At 66.7% G+C, this 20,213-nt stretch carries 18 protein-coding genes; 1 reads left to right on the top strand and 17 read right to left on the bottom strand.

The window, feature by feature from the left end; translation table 11 throughout:
- Positions 1 to 129: 129 nt before the first annotated feature.
- From ftsZ to coq7, 16 genes are all read right to left on the bottom strand, one after another.
- On the bottom strand, positions 130 to 1,326 hold the full coding sequence (gene ftsZ / locus OHZ10_RS02640; RefSeq protein WP_021159911.1) for a cell division protein FtsZ: 1,197 nt from the start codon (positions 1,324 to 1,326) through the stop codon (positions 130 to 132).
- A gap of 112 nt (positions 1,327 to 1,438) precedes the next feature.
- The gene (ftsA, locus tag OHZ10_RS02635) at positions 1,439 to 2,671 is read right to left on the bottom strand and encodes a cell division protein FtsA (RefSeq protein ID WP_006487138.1); all 1,233 of its coding nucleotides are present in this window, start codon (positions 2,669 to 2,671) and stop codon (positions 1,439 to 1,441) included.
- Positions 2,672 to 2,697: 26 nt separating this feature from the next.
- Positions 2,698 to 3,450, bottom strand: coding sequence for a cell division protein FtsQ/DivIB (locus OHZ10_RS02630; protein ID WP_006477014.1), 753 nt, complete (start codon positions 3,448 to 3,450; stop codon positions 2,698 to 2,700).
- Between the two features lie 19 nt (positions 3,451 to 3,469).
- Positions 3,470 to 4,411 (bottom strand): D-alanine--D-alanine ligase, encoded by a 942-nt coding sequence (locus tag OHZ10_RS02625; RefSeq protein WP_059236317.1) that lies wholly within the window; start codon positions 4,409 to 4,411, stop codon positions 3,470 to 3,472.
- A gap of 1 nt (position 4,412) precedes the next feature.
- Positions 4,413 to 5,810, bottom strand: a complete 1,398-nt coding sequence (gene murC / locus OHZ10_RS02620) for a UDP-N-acetylmuramate--L-alanine ligase (RefSeq protein ID WP_174993297.1) — start codon at positions 5,808 to 5,810, stop codon at positions 4,413 to 4,415.
- Complete coding sequence (murG, locus tag OHZ10_RS02615; RefSeq protein ID WP_059236322.1) at positions 5,807 to 6,910, bottom strand: undecaprenyldiphospho-muramoylpentapeptide beta-N-acetylglucosaminyltransferase; 1,104 nt, start codon at positions 6,908 to 6,910, stop codon at positions 5,807 to 5,809. Before murG ends, murC begins: the two co-directional genes overlap by 4 nt.
- On the bottom strand, positions 6,907 to 8,190 hold the full coding sequence (gene ftsW, locus OHZ10_RS02610; protein WP_342703537.1) for a putative lipid II flippase FtsW: 1,284 nt from the start codon (positions 8,188 to 8,190) through the stop codon (positions 6,907 to 6,909). The genes murG and ftsW overlap by 4 nt, the downstream gene beginning before the upstream one ends.
- Positions 8,187 to 9,698 (bottom strand): UDP-N-acetylmuramoyl-L-alanine--D-glutamate ligase, encoded by a 1,512-nt coding sequence (gene murD, locus OHZ10_RS02605; RefSeq protein WP_342703536.1) that lies wholly within the window; start codon positions 9,696 to 9,698, stop codon positions 8,187 to 8,189. Before murD ends, ftsW begins: the two co-directional genes overlap by 4 nt.
- A gap of 28 nt (positions 9,699 to 9,726) precedes the next feature.
- Positions 9,727 to 10,896, bottom strand: a complete 1,170-nt coding sequence (gene mraY / locus OHZ10_RS02600) for a phospho-N-acetylmuramoyl-pentapeptide-transferase (protein ID WP_006477019.1) — start codon at positions 10,894 to 10,896, stop codon at positions 9,727 to 9,729.
- Positions 10,897 to 10,912: 16 nt separating this feature from the next.
- On the bottom strand, positions 10,913 to 12,319 hold the full coding sequence (locus OHZ10_RS02595; protein WP_059236329.1) for a UDP-N-acetylmuramoyl-tripeptide--D-alanyl-D-alanine ligase: 1,407 nt from the start codon (positions 12,317 to 12,319) through the stop codon (positions 10,913 to 10,915).
- Positions 12,316 to 13,854 (bottom strand): UDP-N-acetylmuramoyl-L-alanyl-D-glutamate--2,6-diaminopimelate ligase, encoded by a 1,539-nt coding sequence (locus OHZ10_RS02590; protein WP_342703532.1) that lies wholly within the window; start codon positions 13,852 to 13,854, stop codon positions 12,316 to 12,318. Before OHZ10_RS02590 ends, OHZ10_RS02595 begins: the two co-directional genes overlap by 4 nt.
- Entirely contained in the window at positions 13,851 to 15,698 is a 1,848-nt protein-coding gene (locus OHZ10_RS02585) for a penicillin-binding protein 2 (RefSeq protein WP_342703531.1), read from the bottom strand. Before OHZ10_RS02585 ends, OHZ10_RS02590 begins: the two co-directional genes overlap by 4 nt.
- On the bottom strand, positions 15,695 to 16,036 hold the full coding sequence (gene ftsL / locus OHZ10_RS02580) for a cell division protein FtsL (protein ID WP_059236336.1): 342 nt from the start codon (positions 16,034 to 16,036) through the stop codon (positions 15,695 to 15,697). The genes OHZ10_RS02585 and ftsL overlap by 4 nt, the downstream gene beginning before the upstream one ends.
- A complete protein-coding gene (rsmH, locus tag OHZ10_RS02575; protein WP_059236338.1) occupies positions 16,033 to 16,974 on the bottom strand; it encodes a 16S rRNA (cytosine(1402)-N(4))-methyltransferase RsmH in 942 nt (313 codons plus the stop codon). The genes ftsL and rsmH overlap by 4 nt, the downstream gene beginning before the upstream one ends.
- Before the next feature lie 23 nt (positions 16,975 to 16,997).
- Positions 16,998 to 17,426: a division/cell wall cluster transcriptional repressor MraZ gene (gene mraZ / locus OHZ10_RS02570; RefSeq protein WP_006487094.1), complete on the bottom strand. Its 429-nt coding sequence runs from the start codon at positions 17,424 to 17,426 to the stop codon at positions 16,998 to 17,000.
- A gap of 386 nt (positions 17,427 to 17,812) precedes the next feature.
- Positions 17,813 to 18,436, bottom strand: a complete 624-nt coding sequence (gene coq7 / locus OHZ10_RS02565) for a 2-polyprenyl-3-methyl-6-methoxy-1,4-benzoquinone monooxygenase (protein ID WP_059236340.1) — start codon at positions 18,434 to 18,436, stop codon at positions 17,813 to 17,815.
- Positions 18,437 to 18,715: 279 nt separating this feature from the next.
- Here coq7 and OHZ10_RS02560 point away from each other — a divergent pair, with 279 nt between their 5' ends.
- A complete protein-coding gene (locus OHZ10_RS02560) occupies positions 18,716 to 19,867 on the top strand; it encodes a porin (protein WP_174993302.1) in 1,152 nt (383 codons plus the stop codon).
- Here the strand turns inward: OHZ10_RS02560 and OHZ10_RS02555 are convergent.
- Positions 19,864 to 20,154 carry a hypothetical protein gene (locus OHZ10_RS02555; protein WP_342703524.1) on the bottom strand — a complete coding sequence of 97 codons (291 nt, stop codon included), beginning with the start codon at positions 20,152 to 20,154 and terminating at the stop codon, positions 19,864 to 19,866. The two genes, OHZ10_RS02560 and OHZ10_RS02555, sit on opposite strands and share 4 nt — an antisense overlap.
- Between the last annotated feature and the right edge of the window lie 59 nt (positions 20,155 to 20,213).

The following is a 20,213-nucleotide window of genomic DNA, read 5'->3' as shown; positions in this document are numbered from 1 at the left end:
GCTCCGCCTAAGCGAAGAGGGCACGTTTCCCGGCCCGGCGTCGCAGCCGACGCGGCCTGTCGTGGTCCGTAGCATCCGTCACGCCGGCGATACCGCGGCAGTGTCGCCGCGGCTTCGCCTGTGTTTGCGTCAGTCAGCCTGCTTGCGCAGGAAAGCCGGGATGTCGTACGTGTCGACACCCTTCTCCTGCAGCGCCTGCACGTGCGATGCCGCGGTTTCGCGCGAATTGCGCCACACTGCCGGCGTATCCAGCGCGCCGTAGTCTGCCGTGCTGACGTGATGGGCCGGTGCATAGCCGTGCGACACCGCGCTGACCGGCTGGTTGTCCGTACCCGTGCGCAGCAGCGTCATCGGTGCCGATTGCTGCTTCTTCGCCGCACGGCCCAGACCCGTTGCCACGACCGTCACGCGCAGTGCATCGCCCATTGCGTCGTCGTACACCGCACCGAAAATCACCGTCGCATCTTCCGCCGCGTAGCTCTTGATCGTGTTCATCACTTCGCGCGTTTCCGACAGGCGCAGCGAACGGCTCGACGTGATGTTGACCAGCACGCCGCGCGCGCCCGACAGATCGACGCCTTCGAGCAGCGGGCTCGCCACGGCCTGTTCCGCCGCGAGGCGCGCGCGATCGACGCCGGCGACCGTCGCCGTGCCCATCATCGCCTTGCCCTGCTCGCCCATCACCGTCTTCACGTCTTCGAAGTCGACGTTCACGAGGCCATCGACGTTGATGATTTCCGCGATGCCTGCAACCGCGTTGTTCAACACGTCGTCTGCGCACTGGAAGCACTTGTCCATCTCGGCGTCGTCGCCCATCACGTCGAACAGCTTGTCGTTCAGAACGACGATCAGCGAGTCGACGTGATCCTCCAGTTGCTGCGAACCTGCTTCAGCGACGCGCATGCGCTTGCCGCCTTCGAACTCGAACGGCTTGCTGACGACACCCACCGTCAGAATGCCCATCTCCTTCGCGATCTGCGCGACCACCGGTGCCGCGCCCGTGCCCGTGCCGCCACCCATGCCGGCGGTGATGAACACCATGTGCGCGCCGCGCAGTGCGTCGGCGATGCGCTCACGCGCTTCTTCCGCTGCCGCACGACCCATTTCCGGCTTCGCACCGGCGCCGAGGCCCGTGTTGCCAAGCTGGATCACCGACGATGCACGCGAACGCGACAGCGCTTGAGCGTCCGTGTTCATCACGATGAAGTCGACGCCCTGCACGCCGCGGTTGATCATGTGCTGGACGGCATTGCCGCCAGCGCCGCCAACGCCGACCACCTTGATGATGGTGCCGTTGGTTTCGGTTTCCAGCATTTCGAATTCCATTGTTGCCTCCGTCAAGAGAATGACTACTACTCGGCCGTTATTCGGCAGGAGATCGGGCAACCCCCTGTCGCGCGCCAGCCGCCGGCACCGGCGCGAATTTCGATTCGTTACGTCAGAAGTTGCTCAGGAACCATTCCTTCATCCGCGAGAACACCTGCCCCGCGTTGCCGGACTGCACGGCGACCTTGCGGCCGCGCATGCGCTGGGCACTGCCTTCGACGAGCAGCCCCATCGCCGTCGAGTAGCGCGGATTGCGCACGACGTCGGAGAGGCCGCCTGCATATTCCGGCGCGCCGATGCGCACCGGTTTCAGGAAAATGTCTTCGCCGAGCTCGACCATGCCGGGCATCATCGACGCACCGCCGGTAATGACCACGCCGGAGCTCAACAGTTCTTCGTAACCCGATTCGCGCACGACCTGCTGCACGAGCGAGAACAGCTCCTCGACGCGCGGCTCGATCACGGCTGCGAGCGCCTGGCGCGACAGCGTGCGCGGGCCGCGTTCGCCGAGGCCCGGTACTTCGACCATTTCGTCCGGATCGGCGAGCGCCTGCTTCGCGATCCCGTAACCGACCTTGATGTCTTCCGCATCCGGCGTCGGCGTGCGCAGCGCCATCGCGATGTCGCTCGTGATCTGGTCGCCGGCGATCGGAATCACCGCGGTGTGGCGGATCGCGCCTTCGGCGAAGATCGCGATGTCCGTCGTGCCGCCGCCGATGTCGACCAGCACCACGCCGAGATCCTTTTCGTCTTCCGTCAGCACGGCCAGCGACGACGCGAGCGGCTGCAGGATCAGGTCGTTCACTTCCAGCCCGCAGCGGCGCACGCACTTGACGATGTTCTGCGCGGCGCTCACCGCGCCCGTCACGATGTGGACCTTCACTTCGAGGCGGATACCGCTCATCCCGATCGGCTCGCGCACGTCTTCCTGGCCGTCGATGATGAATTCCTGCGTGAGGATGTGCAGCACCTGCTGGTCGGTCGGGATGTTGATCGCCTTCGCGGTCTCGATCACGCGCGCGACGTCCGTCTGCGTGACTTCCTTGTCCTTGATCGCGACCATCCCGCTCGAGTTGAAGCTGCGGATGTGGCTGCCGGCGATCCCCGTGAACACGTTGGTGATCTTGCAGTCGGCCATCAGCTCGGCTTCCTCGAGCGCGCGCTGGATCGACTGCACGGTGGCCTCGATGTTGACCACCACACCTTTCTTCAGACCCTTCGACTCGCTCTGGCCGAGACCGATCACCTCGTAGTGACCCTCGCCCTTCAGCTCGGCGACGATGGCCACCACCTTCGACGTGCCGATGTCGAGGGAAACCAGCAGATCCTTGTAGTCTTTGCTCATAAAGTGCTCTTGCGTGTGATCTCTCGTTACTTCTTGCGCTTGTCGGTATCGGTCAGGAACCGCATGCCTGCCGCACGAATCGCGAATCCGTTCGGATAACGCAGGTCCGCGTACTCGATGTCGTTGCCCCAACGCTCCGTGACGGCCGGCCACGCGGCGACCAGGCGCTGGCTCCGGTCATGCAATGTGTCGCTGTTGCGTTCCTTGCCCAGCTCGACCTGCATGCCGTTCGACAGCTTCACCGTCCACGCGTACCGCGCCGACAGCGTCACTTCTTCCGGCGCCGCCTTTAGCGGCGCAAACCATTTCCCGAAGTCGCGATACCGCGTGACGACTTCCTTCGCACTGCCTTCCGGGCCGTCGAACGCCGGCAGCTCCTGCTCCAGCTCGCCCTGGTTCGCGGTGAACAGCTCGCCATCGACGCTCACCAGCTGGTCGCTGCCCCAGGTCCCGAGCGGTTTGTACTCCTCCAGCGTGACAGCCAGCGCATTCGGCCATACCCGGCGCACGCTCGCATGGCGCACCCACGGCATCTGCTCGAACGCGGCGCGCGCCGTATCGAGATCGACCGTGAAGAAATTGCCCTTCAGCCGGCCGACCACGCCCGCGCGCACCGTCGGCGAGTTGATGTGCTCGGTGTCGCCGTCGATCCGGATTTCCCGCAGCGCGAACGTCGGGCGCTGGATCAGCCAGTAGCAACCGGCCGCCGCCAACACGAGCAGCAGCAGCGCGTACAACGCGCTGGCGGCAAGGTTGAGTTGGCGAACGTTGTTCCACATACGTCGTTCCGTTCCTGCGTCAGTCGTTGAGCGTGAGCGACAGCACCTTCACGACCAGCTCCGAATAGCTGATGCCGACCGCGCGCGCGGCCTTCGGCGGCAGCGAGTGATCGGTCATCCCGGGGGCCGTGTTCACTTCCAGGAAATACGCATTGCCGGCCGCGTCGAGCATGAAATCCGCCCGGCCCCAGTCGGTGCAGCCGAGCACGTCGAACGCGCGGCGCGCGATGCGCTTCAGTTCCGCTTCCTGTTCGGCCGGCAGGCCGCACGGAATCAGGTACTGCGTGTCGTCGGCGACGTACTTCGCGTGGTAGTCGTAGAACTCGCCCGCCGGCACGATCTTGATCAGCGGCAGGTCGAGATCGCCGGCAATGCACGCGGTGTATTCGCCGCCGCCTTCGATGCTCTTCTCGACGATCACGATCTTGTCGTGCGTCGCGGCTTCCTCGAGCGCGGCCGGCAGCGCGTCGGCCGTCTTCACCTTCAGCACCGCGACGCTCGAGCCTTCGCTCGCCGGCTTCACGAACAGCGGCAGGCCGAGCTTCGCGACGATGTCGGTCGCGCGTGCGGCCAGGTCGTCGCCGCGCATCACCGTCTCGAACGGCGGCGTCGGCACGCCCGTCTGCTGCCACACGAGCTTCGTGCGGAACTTGTCGAGGCCGAGCGCGGACCCGAGCACGCCGCTGCCCGTGTAGCGAATGCCGTAGAAATCGAGCGCGCCCTGGATCTGGCCGTTCTCGCCGTAGCCGCCGTGCAGCGCGTTGAACGCGCGCACGAAGCCTTCGTCCTTCAGTGCCGACAGCGGCCGCTCGGCCGGGTCGAACGGATGTGCATCGACGCCCGCGTCACGCAGGCCCTGCAGCACGAGGCGGCCCGAGGTGAGCGACACCTCGCGCTCGGCGGATTCGCCGCCGAACAACACCGCCACCTTGCCGAAACGTTTCGGATCGATCCCGCTCATGTCATGCCTTCTGTTGAATGTGTTGCACGAGCTTCGCCGGCACGCCGCCGATCGAGCCCGCACCCATCGTGATCACCACGTCGCCGTTCTGCGCGACCTTCGCCAATGCAGCCGGCACGTCGTCGACCGTCGCGACGAACACCGGGTCAACCTTGCCCACCGCGCGCAGCGCACGCGACAGCGCGTCGCCGCTCGCCGTCGGGATCGCAGCCTCGCCGGCCGCGTAGACTTCCGTCAGCACCAGCGCATCGACCGTCGACAGCACGTTGACGAAATCGTCGAAACAGTCGCGCGTGCGCGTGTAGCGGTGCGGCTGGAACGCCAGCACGAGGCGGCGGCCCGGGAACGCGCCGCGCGCGGCTGCGATCGTCGCGGCCATCTCGACCGGGTGATGGCCGTAGTCGTCGATCAGCGTGTACTGGCCGCCGTCCGCGGTCGGCACCTCGCCGTAGCGCTGGAAGCGCCGGCCGACGCCGTTGAATTCCGCGAGCGCCTGCTGGATCGCGTCGTCCGCCACGCCGAGATCGGTCGCAATCGCGATCGCCGCGAGCGCGTTCTGCACGTTGTGCAGGCCCGGCAGGTTCAGCACGATCGCGAGCGGCGCACGCCCTTCGCGAACTACCGTGAAGTGCATCCGGCCGTCGCGCGCGTCGATGTCTTCCGCACGCACCTGCGCGTCCGGCGACAGGCCGTAGCGCACGACCGGCTTCGAGATGAACGGGATGATCTGCCGCACGTTCGGATCGTCGACGCACACGACCGCGCTGCCGTAGAACGGCAGGCGCTGCGTGAATTCGATGAACGCCTGCTTGAGCCGCGCGAAATCGTGGCCGTAGGTGTCCATGTGGTCGGCATCGATGTTCGTGATGACTTCGATCACCGGATACAGGTTCAGGAACGACGCGTCCGACTCGTCGGCCTCGGCGACGATGAAGTCGCCCGTGCCGAGTCGCGCATTCGCGCCGGCGCTGATCAGCCGGCCGCCGATCACGAAGGTCGGATCGAGGCCCCCCGCCGCGAGCACGCTCGCGACGAGGCTCGTCGTCGTGGTCTTGCCATGCGTGCCGGCGATCGCGATCCCCTGCTTCAGGCGCATCAGTTCCGCGAGCATCACCGCGCGCTGCACGATCGGCACGCGCTGGTGGCGCGCGGCGAGCACTTCCGGGTTGTCCGAACGCACGGCCGTCGACACGACGACCGCGTTCGCGCCCGCGATGTTCGCCGCGTCGTGGCCGATCGCGATCCGTGCGCCGAGCGCCTCGAGACGATCGGTCACCGCATTGCGCGACAGGTCCGAGCCGCTGACCTCGTAGCCAAGATTGACGAGCACTTCGGCGATGCCGCTCATGCCCGCGCCGCCGATCCCGACGAAATGAATGTGTTTGACGATGTGTTTCATTGCAGTGTTTCCAGGTTCGCGCCGGCCGCTTTCGCGCACACGCGCGCGACTTCGTCGGTGGCCTCGGGCTTCGCCAGCGAGCGCGAACGTTCCGCCATGTCCGCGAGCGACGCCCGCGACTGGCCGCGCAACCAGTCGGCAAGCAGTTCCGCCGACAGGTCGCGTTGTTGCACCAGCACGGCCGCACCCGCATCGGCGAGGAACGCGGCGTTGGTCGTCTGGTGATCGTCGACCGCGTACGGGAACGGCACGAACAGCGCCGCCACGCCCACCGCCGCGATCTCCGACACCGTCATCGCACCCGACCGGCAGATCACCAGATCCGCCGCCGCATACGCGGCCGCCATGTCGTCGATGAACGGCACGAGCCGCACGTCTTCGCCGGCCGCGAAACCGGCCGCTTCGTAATTCGACTTCAATGCTTCGATGTGCTTCACGCCGGCCTGGTGCACGACGCGCGGGCGCTCGCCCGGCGTCAGCAGCGCCAGCGCGCGCGGCACGACTTCGTTCAGCGCGGCGGCACCGAGGCTGCCGCCGACGACCAGCACGTTCAACGGGCCGCTGCGCGACGCATAGCGTGCTTTGGGCGGCTCCGTGTGCGCAAGTTCCGCGCGAATCGGGTTACCCGTCCATTCCGCGTGCGGCAGCGCGCCGGGGAACGCGACGAGCACGCGCTTCGCGAGTTTCGCGAGCACCTTGTTCGTCAGGCCCGCGATCGAATTCTGTTCATGCAGCACGAGCGGACGCCCCGACAGCGCGGTCATCACGCCCGCCGGGAACGTGATGTAGCCGCCCATCCCGAGCACGACGTCCGGCCGCACGCGGCGCAGCGCGCCGAGGCTCTGCCAGCATGCGCGCAGCAGGTTGACCGGCAGCGTCAGCTTGGTCTTCAGGCCCTTGCCGCGCAGCCCGCCGAACCGCACGTATTCCATCGGAATGCCGTGCTTCGGCACGAGCGTCGCTTCCATCCCGGCCGGATTGCCGAGCCATACGACGCGCCAGCCCGCCGCTTCCATCCGGTGCGCGACCGCGAGCCCCGGGAACACGTGGCCCCCGGTGCCGCCTGCCATCACCATCAGCGTGCGTTGCGACGCGGTCATACCTTCCCTCCGCGCATCAGCACCCGGTTTTCGTAGTCGACCCGCAGCAGCACCGCGAGCGAGACGCAGTTCAGCAGGATGCCCGAGCCGCCGTAGCTCACGAGCGGCAGCGTCAGGCCCTTGGTCGGCAGCAGCCCGAGGTTCACGCCCATGTTGATGAACGTCTGCGCGCCGAACCAGATGCCGATGCCTTTCGCCATCAGGCCCGCGAACGTGCGGTCGAGCGCGAGCGCCTGGCGGCCGATCTCGAACGCGCGGCGCACGATCCAGTAGAACAGCAGGATCACGACCAGCACGCCGACGAAACCGAGTTCCTCGCCGATCACCGCGAGGATGAAGTCGGTATGCGCTTCCGGCAGGTAGTTCAGCTTCTCGACGCTGCCGCCGAGACCGACGCCGAACCACTCGCCGCGGCCGAATGCGATCAGCGAATGCGTGAGCTGGTATGCCTTGCCCTGCGCGTAGCGCTCGTCCCACGGGTCGAGATACGCGAAGATCCGCTCGCGACGCCACGGCGACAGCCACACGAGCATCGTGAACGTGCTGACCGCCGTCGCGACGAGACCGCCGAACAGCTTGCCGTTCACGCCGCCGAGGAACAGCACGCCCATCGCGATCGCGGCGACCACCATGAACGCACCCATGTCCGGCTCGAGCAGCAGCAGCGCGCCGACCAGACCGACCGCGAACGCCATCGGCAGGAAGCCCTTCGCGAAGCTCTGCATGTATTCCTGCTTGCGCACCGTGTAGTTCGCCGCGTAGATCGTCACCGCGAGCTTCATGATTTCCGACGGCTGCATGTTCGTGATGCCGAGCGGAATCCAGCGGCGCGCACCGTTCACGCCCTTGCCGACGTGCGGGATCAGCACGATCACGAGGCCGACGAGCGCGATCAGGAAGAGATGCGGCGCGTACTTGTCCCACGTCGACACCGGCACGCGGAACGCGATCACCGCCGCGACGAACGCGACGGCGAGCGAGATGCAGTGGCGCATCAGGAACGCGTAATCGTGATACGACGCGTATTTCGGCGAATCGGGCATCGCGATCGACGCCGAATACACCATCACGACGCCGAGCCCGAGCAGCGCGATCGCGACCCACAACAGCGAGTAGTCGAAGTCGAGCATCCGCGAACGGCTCGGGCGCACGCCGTTGACGACGCTCGCGAGGCCGCCCGTCGCGGCGCGCGTGGCCGACGCGACGCGACCGCCCGCGGCATTGCCGCCGGTGTCGCGCCGGTCGTTGAAACGGGAGACGAGGCGATCGGACCAGCTCATGGCGTCGCTCCTTTGTCGATGGCGATTTCGTCGACCGCCGCGCGGAACACATCCGCGCGATGGGCGTAGTTCCTGAACATGTCGAGGCTCGCGCACGCGGGCGACAGCAGCACCGCGTCGCCCGGCTCCGCGAGACCGGCCGCCGCGTGCACTGCGCCTTCGAGCGTCGCGTGGTCGGCGAGCGGCACGCCCGTTTCGGCAAGCGTGTCGCGGATCGCCGGCGCGTCGCGGCCGATCAGCATCACTGCACGGCACCAGCGCGCGACCGGCGCGACCAGCGGCGCGAAATCCTGCCCCTTGCCGTCGCCGCCCGCGATCAGCACGATCTTCTGGGCGAGCCCGTCGAGCGCGGCTACCGTCGCGCCGACGTTGGTGCCCTTGCTGTCGTCGACGTAGTCGACGTCGTCGATCGTCGCGATCACTTCGACGCGATGCGCTTCGCCGCGGTATTCGCGCAGCGCGTGCAGCAGCGGTGCGGCAGGCAGGTCGATCGCGCGTGCGAGCGCGAACGCGGCCAGCGCGTTCGCCGCGTTGTGCAGCCCGCGAATCCGCAGCGCGTCGGCCGGCATCAGGCGCTTCTGCGCGATGTAGGGCGTATGCGCGGCGTCGCGCTTGCGGCGGCGGGTCGTCGTCACTTCATCGGGCGCGTCGCGATCGACGGCTTCCACCAGCCATGCGATGCCGTTGTCGCGCGACAGCCCGTAGTCGCCGTCCTGCACCGGTTCGTTCAGGCCGAACGTGACCGTGCGCGGCGCATCGGCCGCGCCGGCCGCCGGCGCAAACTTCATCACGGCCGAATCGTCGCGGTTCAGCACACGCGTCGTCGTCGCGCCGAAGATCCGGCCCTTTGCCTGCGCGTACGCGTCGAAGCTGCCGTGCCAGTCGAGGTGGTCCTGCGTGATGTTGAGGATCGCGGCCGCGTCGGGCGCAAACGTGCGCGCGGTCTCGAGCTGGAAGCTCGACAGTTCGAGCACCCAGACGTCGGGCAGCGCGGTTTCGTCGATCGCGTTCGCGAGCCGGTCGAGCATCGCCGGGCTGATGTTGCCGGCGACCGCGACCTTCTTGCCCGAGCGCTGGCACAGCAGGCCCGTGAGGCTCGTCGTCGTGGTCTTGCCGTTGGTGCCGGTGATCGCGAGCACCTTCGGCTGGTAGCCGCTCGTGCCGAGCGCGCGCAGCGCCTGCGCGAAGAATTCCAGTTCGCCCCACACCGCGATCCCGCGCTCGTGCGCGGCCGCGACCAGCGCCGCGAGCGCCGGTTCGAGCGGCGACAGGCCGGGGCTCAGGCCGACGAGTTCGACACCGCCGTCGAGCAGCGCGGGCGTGAACGCCCCGCCGACGAATTCCGCATCGATGCCTTCGGCCTGCAGTGCGGCAAGGTTCGGCGGCGCCTCGCGGGTATCGGCAATACGCAGCCGGCACCCGTGCCTCGCGCACCATCGCGCGATCGCGAGACCCGATTCACCGAGCCCCAGTACGAGCACCATCGGCCGTTGCCGATCTCCAAACATCTCGCCAGACATCCTTGTTACCTTTCCTTTACCGCAGCTTGAGGGTGGTCAGACCGAACAGGCACAGCATCAGCGTGATGATCCAGAAACGCACGACCACCTGCGTTTCTTTCCAGCCGGACAATTCGAAATGGTGATGCAGCGGCGCCATCTTCAGCAGGCGCCGCCCTTCGCCGTAACGCTTCTTCGTGTACTTGAACCACGAAACCTGCAGCATCACCGACAGCGTTTCCGCGACGAAGATGCCGCCCATGATGAACAGCACGATTTCCTGGCGCACGATCACCGCGACCGTGCCGAGCGCGCCGCCGAGCGCCAGCGCGCCGACGTCGCCCATGAACACCTGCGCGGGGTGCGTGTTGTACCAGAGGAACGCGAGCCCTGCCCCGCCCATCGCGGAACAGAAGATCAGCAGTTCGCCCGCGCCCGGGATGTGCGGAAACAGCAGGTATTTTGAATAGACCGCGCTGCCCATCACGTACGCAAACACACCGAGCGACGCGCCGACCAGCACGACCGGCATGATCACGAGGCCGTCGAGGCCGTCCGTCAGGTTCACCGCGTTGCTCGCGCCGACGATCACGAAATAGGTCAGCACGATGAAGCCCCATACGCCGAGCGGGTAGCTGATCGACTTCAGGAACGGCAGCATCAGGTCGGCGCGTGCCGGCAACCCCATCGACAGCCCGCTCCTCACCCACGCCATGAACAGGTCGAACACGCGCACGTTGTTCGCCTCGGACACGCTGAAGGCCAGGTAGACGGCCGCGAACAGCCCGATCACCGACTGCCAGAAATACTTCTCGCGCGACGACATCCCGCGCGGGTCCTTGTGGACGACCTTGCGGTAATCGTCGACCCAGCCGATCACGCCGAAGCCGAACGTGACGAGCATCACGATCCAGATGAAACGGTTCGTCAGGTCGCCCCACAGCAGCGTCGCGACCGCGATGCCGATCAGGATCAGCACGCCGCCCATCGTCGGCGTGCCGGACTTGACGAGGTGGGTCTGCGGGCCGTCCTTGCGCACGGCCTGCCCGACCTTCATCTGCGTCAGCTTGCGGATCACCCACGGTCCGCACACGAGCCCGATCCCGAGCGCGGTGATGGTGGCCATCACCGCCCGGAACGTGAGGTACGTGAACAAGCGCAAAAAGCTTGCGTCTCCTTGCAGCCATTGCGCCAGCGCCAGCAGCATGCTTCCTTCCTTCTACTCAGTGTGCCGCGGGCGCCGTGCCCGCCGCGGGTTGGTTCGTCAACGCGTCGACCACGCGCTCCATCTTCATGTACCGCGAGCCCTTGACGAGCACCGTCGCCTGCGCGCCGTAGCCGGCCGCGAGCAGCGCCGGCACGAGCGCACCGACGTCGTCGAAGTGACGGGCGGTTGCGCCGTACGCCGTGCACGCGTCGCGCGATGCGTCGCCGAGCGCGAACAGCGCGTCGATTCCGCGATCGCGCGCATAGGCGCCGATCTCGCGATGGAAAGCCGGCCCTTCGTCACCGACTTCACCCATGTCGCCGATCACCAGCACGCGCGGCGCCGGATGTGCAGCGAGCACGTCGATCGCGGCCCGCATCGAATCGGGATTCGCGTTGTACGTATCGTCGACGACCGTCGCGCCCGCGAGGCCGCCGGCAATCGCCTGCTTCACCTGCAGCCGGCCCTTGACCGGTTCGAACGATTCGAGACCCTGCCTGATCGCCGGCAGCGCGACGCCGGCGCCGAGCGCCGCGGCCGTCGCGGCCAGCGCGTTGCGTGCGTTGTGCTCGCCGAGCGCGCGCAGCCGCACCGTGACGGCGCCCGCCGGCGTGTCGATCGCGAGTTCGCCGCCGTGCAGGCGGCCGATGACCTGCGCGTCGTTCTGCCGGTCGGCGTCGTGCAGCGCGAAATCGAGGATCCGGTTGCCGGTCGCCGCGACGCGCCAGATGCCCGCGTACGCATCGTCGGCCGGGAACACCGCGACGCCGTCAGGCGGCAGCGCATGAATCACGGCCGCGTGTTCGAGCGCGACGGCTTCGACCGTCGCCATGAATTCCTGGTGCTCGCGCTGCGCGTTGTTCACGAGCGCGACCGTCGGCGCCGTGAGGCGCGCGAGGACTTCGGTCTCGCCCGGGTGGTTCATCCCGATCTCGATCACCGCGAGACGATGCTGGGCCGACAGGCGCAGCAGCGTCAGCGGCAGGCCGACATCGTTGTTCAGGTTGCCGGCCGTCGCGAGCCGCGCATCGGCACCGACCGCCGCCGCGAAGATCGACGCGATCATTTCCTTGACGGTCGTCTTGCCGTTGCTGCCCGTCACCGCGACGAGCGGCAGCGGAAATCGCATGCGCCAGCCGTGTGCAAGCGCGCCGAGCGCGGCACGCGTTTCGCCGCCGACGATCATCGGCATCGCGACACCCGCCGGCACGTGCGCGACGAGCGCCGCGGCAGCGCCGCGCGCGGCGACGTCGCCAAGGAAGTCGTGCGCGTCGAAGCGCTCGCCTTTCAGTGCGACGAACAGGTCGCCCGGGCCGGCCGTGCGGCTGTCCGTCGACACGCGGTCGAACGTGACGCCCGCGTCGCCGTGGACGGTGGCGCCGGGAATCAGGCGGGCGGCTTCGCCGAGACCGAGCATCGTCATTCGCCGCCTCCCTTGCCGTGCGTTGCGCGCGCTGCCAGCGCGAGCCGCGCGTGATCCTGGTCGGAGAACGTACGCTTCTTGCCCATGATTTCCTGCGTGGCCTCGTGGCCCTTGCCGGCCAGCACGACGACATCCTCGCGTGCGGCGCCGCGCACGGCCTGCAGGATCGCGCTCGCGCGATCCTCGATGCGGCGTGCGTGACCGGGCGCGGTCATGCCCGCGACGATCTGGTCGATGATGCGCTGCGGATCCTCGCTGCGCGGGTTGTCGCTGGTGACGACGGTTTCATCGGCGAGCCGTTCCGCGATCGCGCCCATCAGCGGGCGCTTCGTCGCATCGCGATCGCCGCCGCAGCCGAACATGCAGACGAGCCGGCCGCCGCGCGCCGTGGCGATCGGGCGCAGCGCGTCGAGCGTCTTTTCGAGCGCGTCGGGCGTGTGTGCGTAGTCGATCACGACGAGCGGCTCGTCGTTCTGCAGCCGGCCGCCGAGCCGCTGCATCCGGCCGTTGACGGACTCGAGCCGCTCGATCTCGGCGAGCGCCGCATCGAACGGCACGTCGGCCGCGAGCAGCGAGCCGAGCACGGCAAGCAGGTTGCTGACGTTGAACGTGCCGAGCGTACCGACTTCGACGTCCGCGTCGCCCCACGACGAACGCAGGCGAAACGCCGTGCCGGTCGCGGTGGCGCGCACGTCGAGCGCAGTCAACTCACGATCGGCCTCGGGCGCCGATGCGTCGCCGATTCCGTACGCGATCGTGCGCACGCGGCCGGCCAGCTTTTCGAGCAGGCGCCGGCCGGCTGCATCGTCGCGGTTGATCACCGCCGCGCGCAGGCCGCGCCACGCGAACAGCTTCGCCTTGGCGGCTTCGTACGCATCGAACGTGCCGTGATAATCCAGGTGATCCTGCGTGAGGTTCGTAAACACCGCGATATCGAAGGACGTGCCGTTCACGCGGCCCTGATGCAGCGCGTGCGACGACACTTCCATCGCCACGGCCTTCGCGCCCGCGTCGCGCAACTGCGCAAGGCTGCGCTGAAGCTGCGACGCGTCGGGCGTCGTGAAACCGGTCGGCACGAGATGGCCCGGCATGCCGGTGCCGAGCGTGCCGATCAGCGCGCACGGCTGGTGCAGCGCCGTCAGCGCGGCGGCGATCCATTGCGTGCACGACGTCTTGCCGTTCGTGCCGGTGACGCCGACCGCGAGCAGGCTGTCGCTCGGATCGCCGTACCAGCCGCTGGCGATCTCGCCGGCGAGCTGGTCGAGCGCCGGCACCGCGAACGCGACGGGCGCGGCCGGCGCGGCGGCCAGCCCTTCCGGCTGATACAGCACGGCGGCCGCACCTTGTGCAATGGCGTCGCCGATGAAAGCACGGTTGTCTGCCCCGTCGACCGCATACGCGACGAACACGTCGCCCACCTTGAGGCTGCGCGTGTCGGCATGCAGGTGCGCCGCGGGGGTCACATGCTGACGCAGCCACGCAAGCGCGGCTGCGATCTGCTGATGCGCCGGATGGGAACTGCGGGCGGCGCTCATCGAACAACTCCTGGTGAATTACGCGTCGTGCTGGACACGATCATATGCTTCGCACCGCTCCCCGCGGCCAGCTTTTGCGGCCCGGTTGCGGTCGGCGCTGCCGGCGAATCGTCAGACACGACGAGTTGCTTGATCGGCATGTTCGGCGGCACGTTCAGTGCCCGCATCGTGTCGCCGGCGATCGCCGAGAATACGGGGCCGGACACCTGGCCGCCGAAGTGGCTGCCGGCGGTCGGCTCGTCGACCGACACCGCAACGACGATGCGCGGATTCGGCATCGGCGCCATCCCGACGAACGACGCGCGGTACTTGCGCGTATAGCCGTGCCCTTCATGTTTGTACGCGGTACCGCTCTTGCCGCCGACGCGATAGCCCGGCACGGCCGCGTCCGGCGACGTGCCGCCCGGCGCGACCACCGTCTCGAGCATCGCGCGCACTTCGCGCGCGGTGGTCGGGTTGAACACCTGCGTACCCACGATCGGCTGATTGGGGTCGGTCTTGAAAATGGTCACGGGCATCAGTTCGCCGTCGTGCGCGATCGCCGTGTATGCACGCGCGAGCTGGAACAGCGACACCGACAGGCCGTAGCCGTACGACATCGTCGCCTGCTCGATGCGGCGCCAGCTCTTCCACGGACGCAGGCGGCCGGCCACCGCGCCCGGGAACCCGACCTTCGGCGCCTGGCCGAGGCCGATGCTCGTATACATATTCCACATTTCCTCGGGCCGCATCGTCATCGCGATCTTCGTCGCGCCGATGTTGCTCGACTTCTGGATCACGCCGCCGACCGTCAGCGTGCCGAAGCCCGCGTCGTCGGTGATCGGCGCGCCGTCGAGCACGAAGTGCCCGTTGCCCGTTTCGACGAGCGTGTTCGGCGTCACGCGATGCAGGTCGAGCGCGAGCGACACCGTGAACGGCTTCATGATCGAGCCCGGCTCGAACACGTCGGTCATGATCCGGTTGCGCAGCTGCTCGCCCGTCATGCGCGAGCGGTCGTTCGGGTTGTACGTCGGATAGTTGACGAGCGCGAGCACTTCGCCGGTACGCACGTCGACGACCATCGCCGCGCCGGCCTTCGCCTTGAACTTCTCGACGGCGGCCTTCAGGTTCGCGTACGCGATGTACTGGATCTTGCTGTCGATCGACAGGTCGACGTCGGTGCCGTTGTGCGGCGGGATCTGCTCGGCGACGTCCTCGACGATGTGCCCCATCCGGTCCTTGATCACGCGACGCACGCCCGACGTGCCGGACAGCATCTTCTGGTCGCCGAGTTCGACGCCTTCCTGCCCTTCGTCCTCGACGTTCGTGAAGCCGATCAGGTGAGCGGTGATCTCGCCTTCCGGATAGAAACGTTTGTATTCGTTGCGCTGGTAGATGCCGGGGATGTCGAGCGCAGCGACCTTGTCCGCGACGTCGAGCGGCACCTGGCGCTTCACGTACACGAACCCCTTGTCTTCCGACAGCTTCACGCGCAGTTCCTTCGGCGTCATGCCGAGGAGCTTGCCGAGCTGGTTGACCTTGTCGGTGTCGAGATCGTCCGGCACCGCGTCGGGAATCGCCCAGATCGCGCGCACGGGCAGGCTCGTCGCGAGCACGAGCCCGTTACGGTCGAGGATCTTGCCGCGCGTCGCGGGCAGTTCGAGCGTGCGCTGGTAGCGGCTCTCGCCCTGCTTCTGGTAGAACGCGTTGCCGGGCCCCTGGATCCAGAACGCCCGCGCGGCCAGCGCGACGAACGCCATGAACAGCAGGAACACGACAAACTTCGAGCGCCACATCGGCAGATGCACGCCCAGCACGGGACTCGACGAGAACTTCACGTTCTGGCGCTTCTGGGATGGCTTCATCGCGCGCCCCCCTTGCCCTTGCCTGCCGTGTCGGCCGAAGCCGGGATCGGCGCGTCGATCGCCTTCGCGGCGCCCGGCGCCAGCGTCAGGTATTGCGTGCGGCCGGTCGAGATCGGCTGCATCTTCAGCGAATCGTTCGCGAGCTGCTCGATGCGCGACGTCTTCGACAGCGCGCTCTGCTGATATTGAAGCTGCGCGTAGTCCTGCTGGAGCTGACGCTCCTGCGACTGCGCGCGCTGCAGCTGGATGAAGATCTGCCGCTGCTGGTTCGTCGAGTTGACGACCGACAGCGCGCACCCCATCACGATGATCAGCAGGAAGATATTGAAGCGGCTCATGGCGTGACGCGCTCCGCGATGCGCATCACGGCCGAGCGGGCGCGCGGATTCTCCGCGACTTCCGCGTCGCTCGGAAACTGGCGGCTGATGATCTTGAGCGGCGGGCTCGGGAGGTCGACGGCGCGGATCGGCAGGCGGCGATCGACCGCAGGCGCACTCGCGTGCGCCTGCATGAATCGCTTGACGATCCGGTCCTCGAGTGAATGAAAGCTGATGACCACCAGCCGCCCCCCTTGCTCCAGCAACGACAGTGCCGCGTCTAGTACGACTTGCAGGTCCGCAAGCTCTTGATTGACGTGAATCCGTATAGCCTGAAAGGTGCGGGTTGCCGGATCCTTGCCCTTCTCACGGGTTTTGACGACGTGACCCACGATTTGGGCAAGCTCGCCCGTGGTGTCGAGAGGCCCAAGACGGTCGGACTCTGCCCGGCGAGCAACAAGCGCCTTTGCAATCTGAAAAGCAAACCGTTCTTCCCCATAATCCCGTATCACCTCCGTCAATTCCTGCACCGAAGCCCGCGCGAGCCATTCGGCCGCCGACTCGCCACGCGTCGGATCCATTCGCATGTCCAGCGGACCATCGGCGCGGAAGCTGAAGCCGCGCGCCGGATCGTCCACCTGCGGCGAGGACACGCCCAGGTCCAGCAACACACCCGACACCTTCTCGACGCCGCGCGCCGCAAGCGCGTCGCGCATCGATGCAAAGCTGTCATGCACGATCGAGAAGCGCGCATCCTCGATGCCCTGCGCCGTCTCGATCGCCCTCGGATCCTTGTCGAACGCGATCAGCCGTCCGGCCGACGCCAGCCGCGCGAGCACCGCGCGGCTATGACCGCCCCGCCCGAACGTTCCGTCGACGTACACGCCGTCCGGCCGCGTCACGAGCGACTCGACCGCCTCATCCAACAGCACCGTCCGATGCCGCAGTTCATTTCCCATCGCGGGCGTCTCCGTCACCGCAATCAGAACGTGAAATTCTTCAGCGCGTCGGGCATGCCCTGCGCCATCGCCGCCTGCTCCTTCGCGTTGTAGGTTTGCGAATCCCACAGCTCGAAGTGACTACCCATTCCCAACAACATGACTTCCTTTTCCAGTCCGGCTGCCATGCGCAGCTCGGGCGATACAAGAATCCGGCCCGCGCTGTCGAGATCGACATCCATCGCATTGCCGAGAAAAATTCGCCGCCACCAGTGCGCGTCCATCGGCAGCGCGGCGATCTTGGCGCGGAATACTTCCCATTCGGGGCGCGGAAACAGCAACAGGCAGCCGTCCGGGTGCTTGGTCACAGTCACCCGTCCTTCTGCCTGTCCTTGCAGCGCTTCGCGATAGCGAGCCGGCACCGACATCCGCCCTTTCGCATCGAGCGTCAGCGCCGACGCCCCTTGGAACACTTTCCGCTCTCCCGTTCAGGGCACCGAAGCACCCGCTCAATGCTGAGAATTTAGCCGGAACAGCCCGCTAAATCACACAAAAATACACTTTCTCACACTGTCTCCCACTTTAGAGGAAGGGTGTGGCACGGTCAAGGGAGCGGCCCGCTTTTTTGACGAATTTTGTTAGTTAGAACAAGGACTTACGCGCACATGCTCATGCGGCCCCTCATTTCAAAAACCGTTATAAATGAATGAGCTAGTGCAACTTGTGAAGGTGATACGTGAGAAAGACGAGCCAGACAGGCGTGCGGACGGGGCTTTCGGGGGCGGGAAAACGAGGAGTACGCGGGCGGTATCGGGGGTGGCGAACCGGGGCGGCGTCCCACGCCACCCCGGCGCAAATCTCAGAGATAGTACGCAGTGCTCGTCATGACTTTCGACGCGGCGCGCATCAGCATCCGCGCGGGCAGCGGCAGCTCGATGCCGCCGGCATCGGTCGCGGCCTTGCCGTGCTTCACCTCGTCGATCCGCATCTGGTCGACGATCGCGCGTGACGCGGCGTCGGTCGCCGGCAGCTCGGACATGTGGCCTTCCAGGTGATTCTCGACCTGCCGCTCCGTCTCGGCCATGAAGCCGAGGCTGACCTTGTCGCCGAGCGTGCCGGCCGCCACGCCGATCGCGAGCGCGCCGGCATACCACAGCGGGTTCAGCAGGCTCGGGCGCGAGTCGAGCTCCTTCAGGCGATGCGCGGTCCATGCGAGGTGATCTTCCTCCTCGCGCGCGGCCTCCTCGAACATCGCCTTCGCCGACGCCGTGCGCGCAGTGAGTTTCTGCGCCTGGTAAAGCGCCTGCGCGCAGACCTCGCCAACGTGGTTCACGCGCATCAGCCCGGCGGCATGCGTGCGCTCCGCGGGCGTCAGCTCGACGTCCGGCACCACGGCCGGCGCGGGCACCGGGCGGCTCATCCGGCTAATGCCGGTCAGCGATCGCAAGCCGCGATCGAATTCGCTGATCAGTTCATCCAACACGTTCCTGTTCTCCTGGCTGCTGGTGCCGCCGCGAGCGGCAAGGGCACGAGTCCGCTGCGTAACCGACTTGATTATTCAGCGGAAATTGCGGTTAACCCGTGATTTTAACCATTGTTGCATAAAGGAAACATGGCGGCCTTGAGCTGCGGCATTTCGCTTTGTGGCAAAAAACGGTTTTGCTACATTACGTCCGACTTCTTGCGAAGTTGATGGGGCCCGTCAACAGAACATAACTATCTGCCCCGCCAAAAAAATTCAGTGATTCTTGGAGATCCGTTAATGAAAAAGTCGCTTCTCGCGCTCGTCGCGCTGGGCGCGTTCGCTGGCGCTGCCCAAGCGCAAAGCAGCGTGACGCTTTACGGCATCATCGATGAAGGCCTGCTCTTCAACAACAACGCAGGCGGCAAGCACCTCTACAGCATGGCAAGCGGCGTGATGCAAGGCAGCCGCTTCGGCCTGCGCGGCACCGAAGACCTCGGTGGCGGCCTGAAGGCGATCTTCACTCTCGAAAACGGTTTTGACGTGAACAGCGGCAAGCTCGGTCAGGGCGGCCTGATGTTCGGTCGCCAGGCTTACGTCGGCCTGTCGAGCCCGTACGGCACGGTCACGCTGGGTCGCCAGTACGACTCCGTCGTCGACTTCGTCGGCCCGCTCGAGGCAGGCGACCAGTGGGGCGGCTACATCGCCGCTCACCCGGGCGACCTGGACAACTTCAACAACGCGTATCGCGTGAACAACGCGGTCAAGTTCACGAGCCAGAGCTACGGCGGCATCACGTTCGGCGGCCTGTACAGCTTCGGCGGCCAGGCAGGCCAGTTCTCGAAGAACCAGGTCTGGTCGCTCGGCGCAGGCTACAACAACGGCCCGCTGGTCCTCGGCGTCGGTTACTTGAACGCACGTACGCCGAACCAGTTCGGCGGCATGTTCAACAACGGCTCGGCATCGTCGTCGGTTTCGTCGCCGATCTACGGCGCGTACGCGAACAACGCGAACACGTACCAGGTCATCGGTGCAGGCGGCGCCTACACGTTCGGCGCAGCAACGATCGGCGCGACGTACTCGAACACGAAGTTCAAGGGCTTCTCGGCAGGCCCGTTCGTGAACCAGACCGCGACGTTCAACAACGGCGAAATCAACTTCAAGTATCAGCTGACCCCGGCGCTGATTCTCGGCGCAGCGTACGACTACACGCAAGGCAGCAAGATCGACGGTAACTCGGCAGCCAAGTACCACCAAGGCTCGCTGGGCGTCGACTACTTCCTGTCGAAGCGCACGGACGTCTACGCAATCGGCGTGTACCAACACGCTTCGGGCAGCGTGCTCGACGCGGACGGCAACGTCCTGAAGGCAACCGCAGCGATCAACGGTCTCGCAGGTTCGAGCTCCGCCAACCAGGTCGCAGCGCGCGTCGGTATCCGTCACAAGTTCTAATCAGCTTGCCTGACAAGCCGCAGCATATTGAAGGCGCCTTCGGGCGCCTTTTTCTTTTCCGGAGTGGCGGCAACGCCGGCGGGCTGGCGGGTTGGCGGGTTGGCGGGTTGGCGGGTTGGCGGGTTGGCAGGTTGGCAGGTTGGCAGGTTGGCAGGTCGGCAGGTCGGCAGGTCGGCAGGTCGGCAGGTCGGCAGGTCGGCAGGTCGGCAGGTCGGCAGGTCGGCAGGTCGGCAGGTCGGCAGGTCGCAGCGCATGCGCGCTGCGACCGCCATCAGATTGAAATGCAAGGCTGCCGATCTCCGCAGGAAGGGAAGCAACCGCTCCCGGACACCCGCCGGTAGCCGCA

The sequence above is a fragment of the Burkholderia arboris genome (assembly GCF_038723655.1).
Lineage (GTDB): Bacteria > Pseudomonadota > Gammaproteobacteria > Burkholderiales > Burkholderiaceae > Burkholderia > Burkholderia arboris.
The sequence above is the reverse complement of the archived record's forward strand: the minus strand, read 5'-3'. Positions and strand labels throughout refer to the sequence as shown.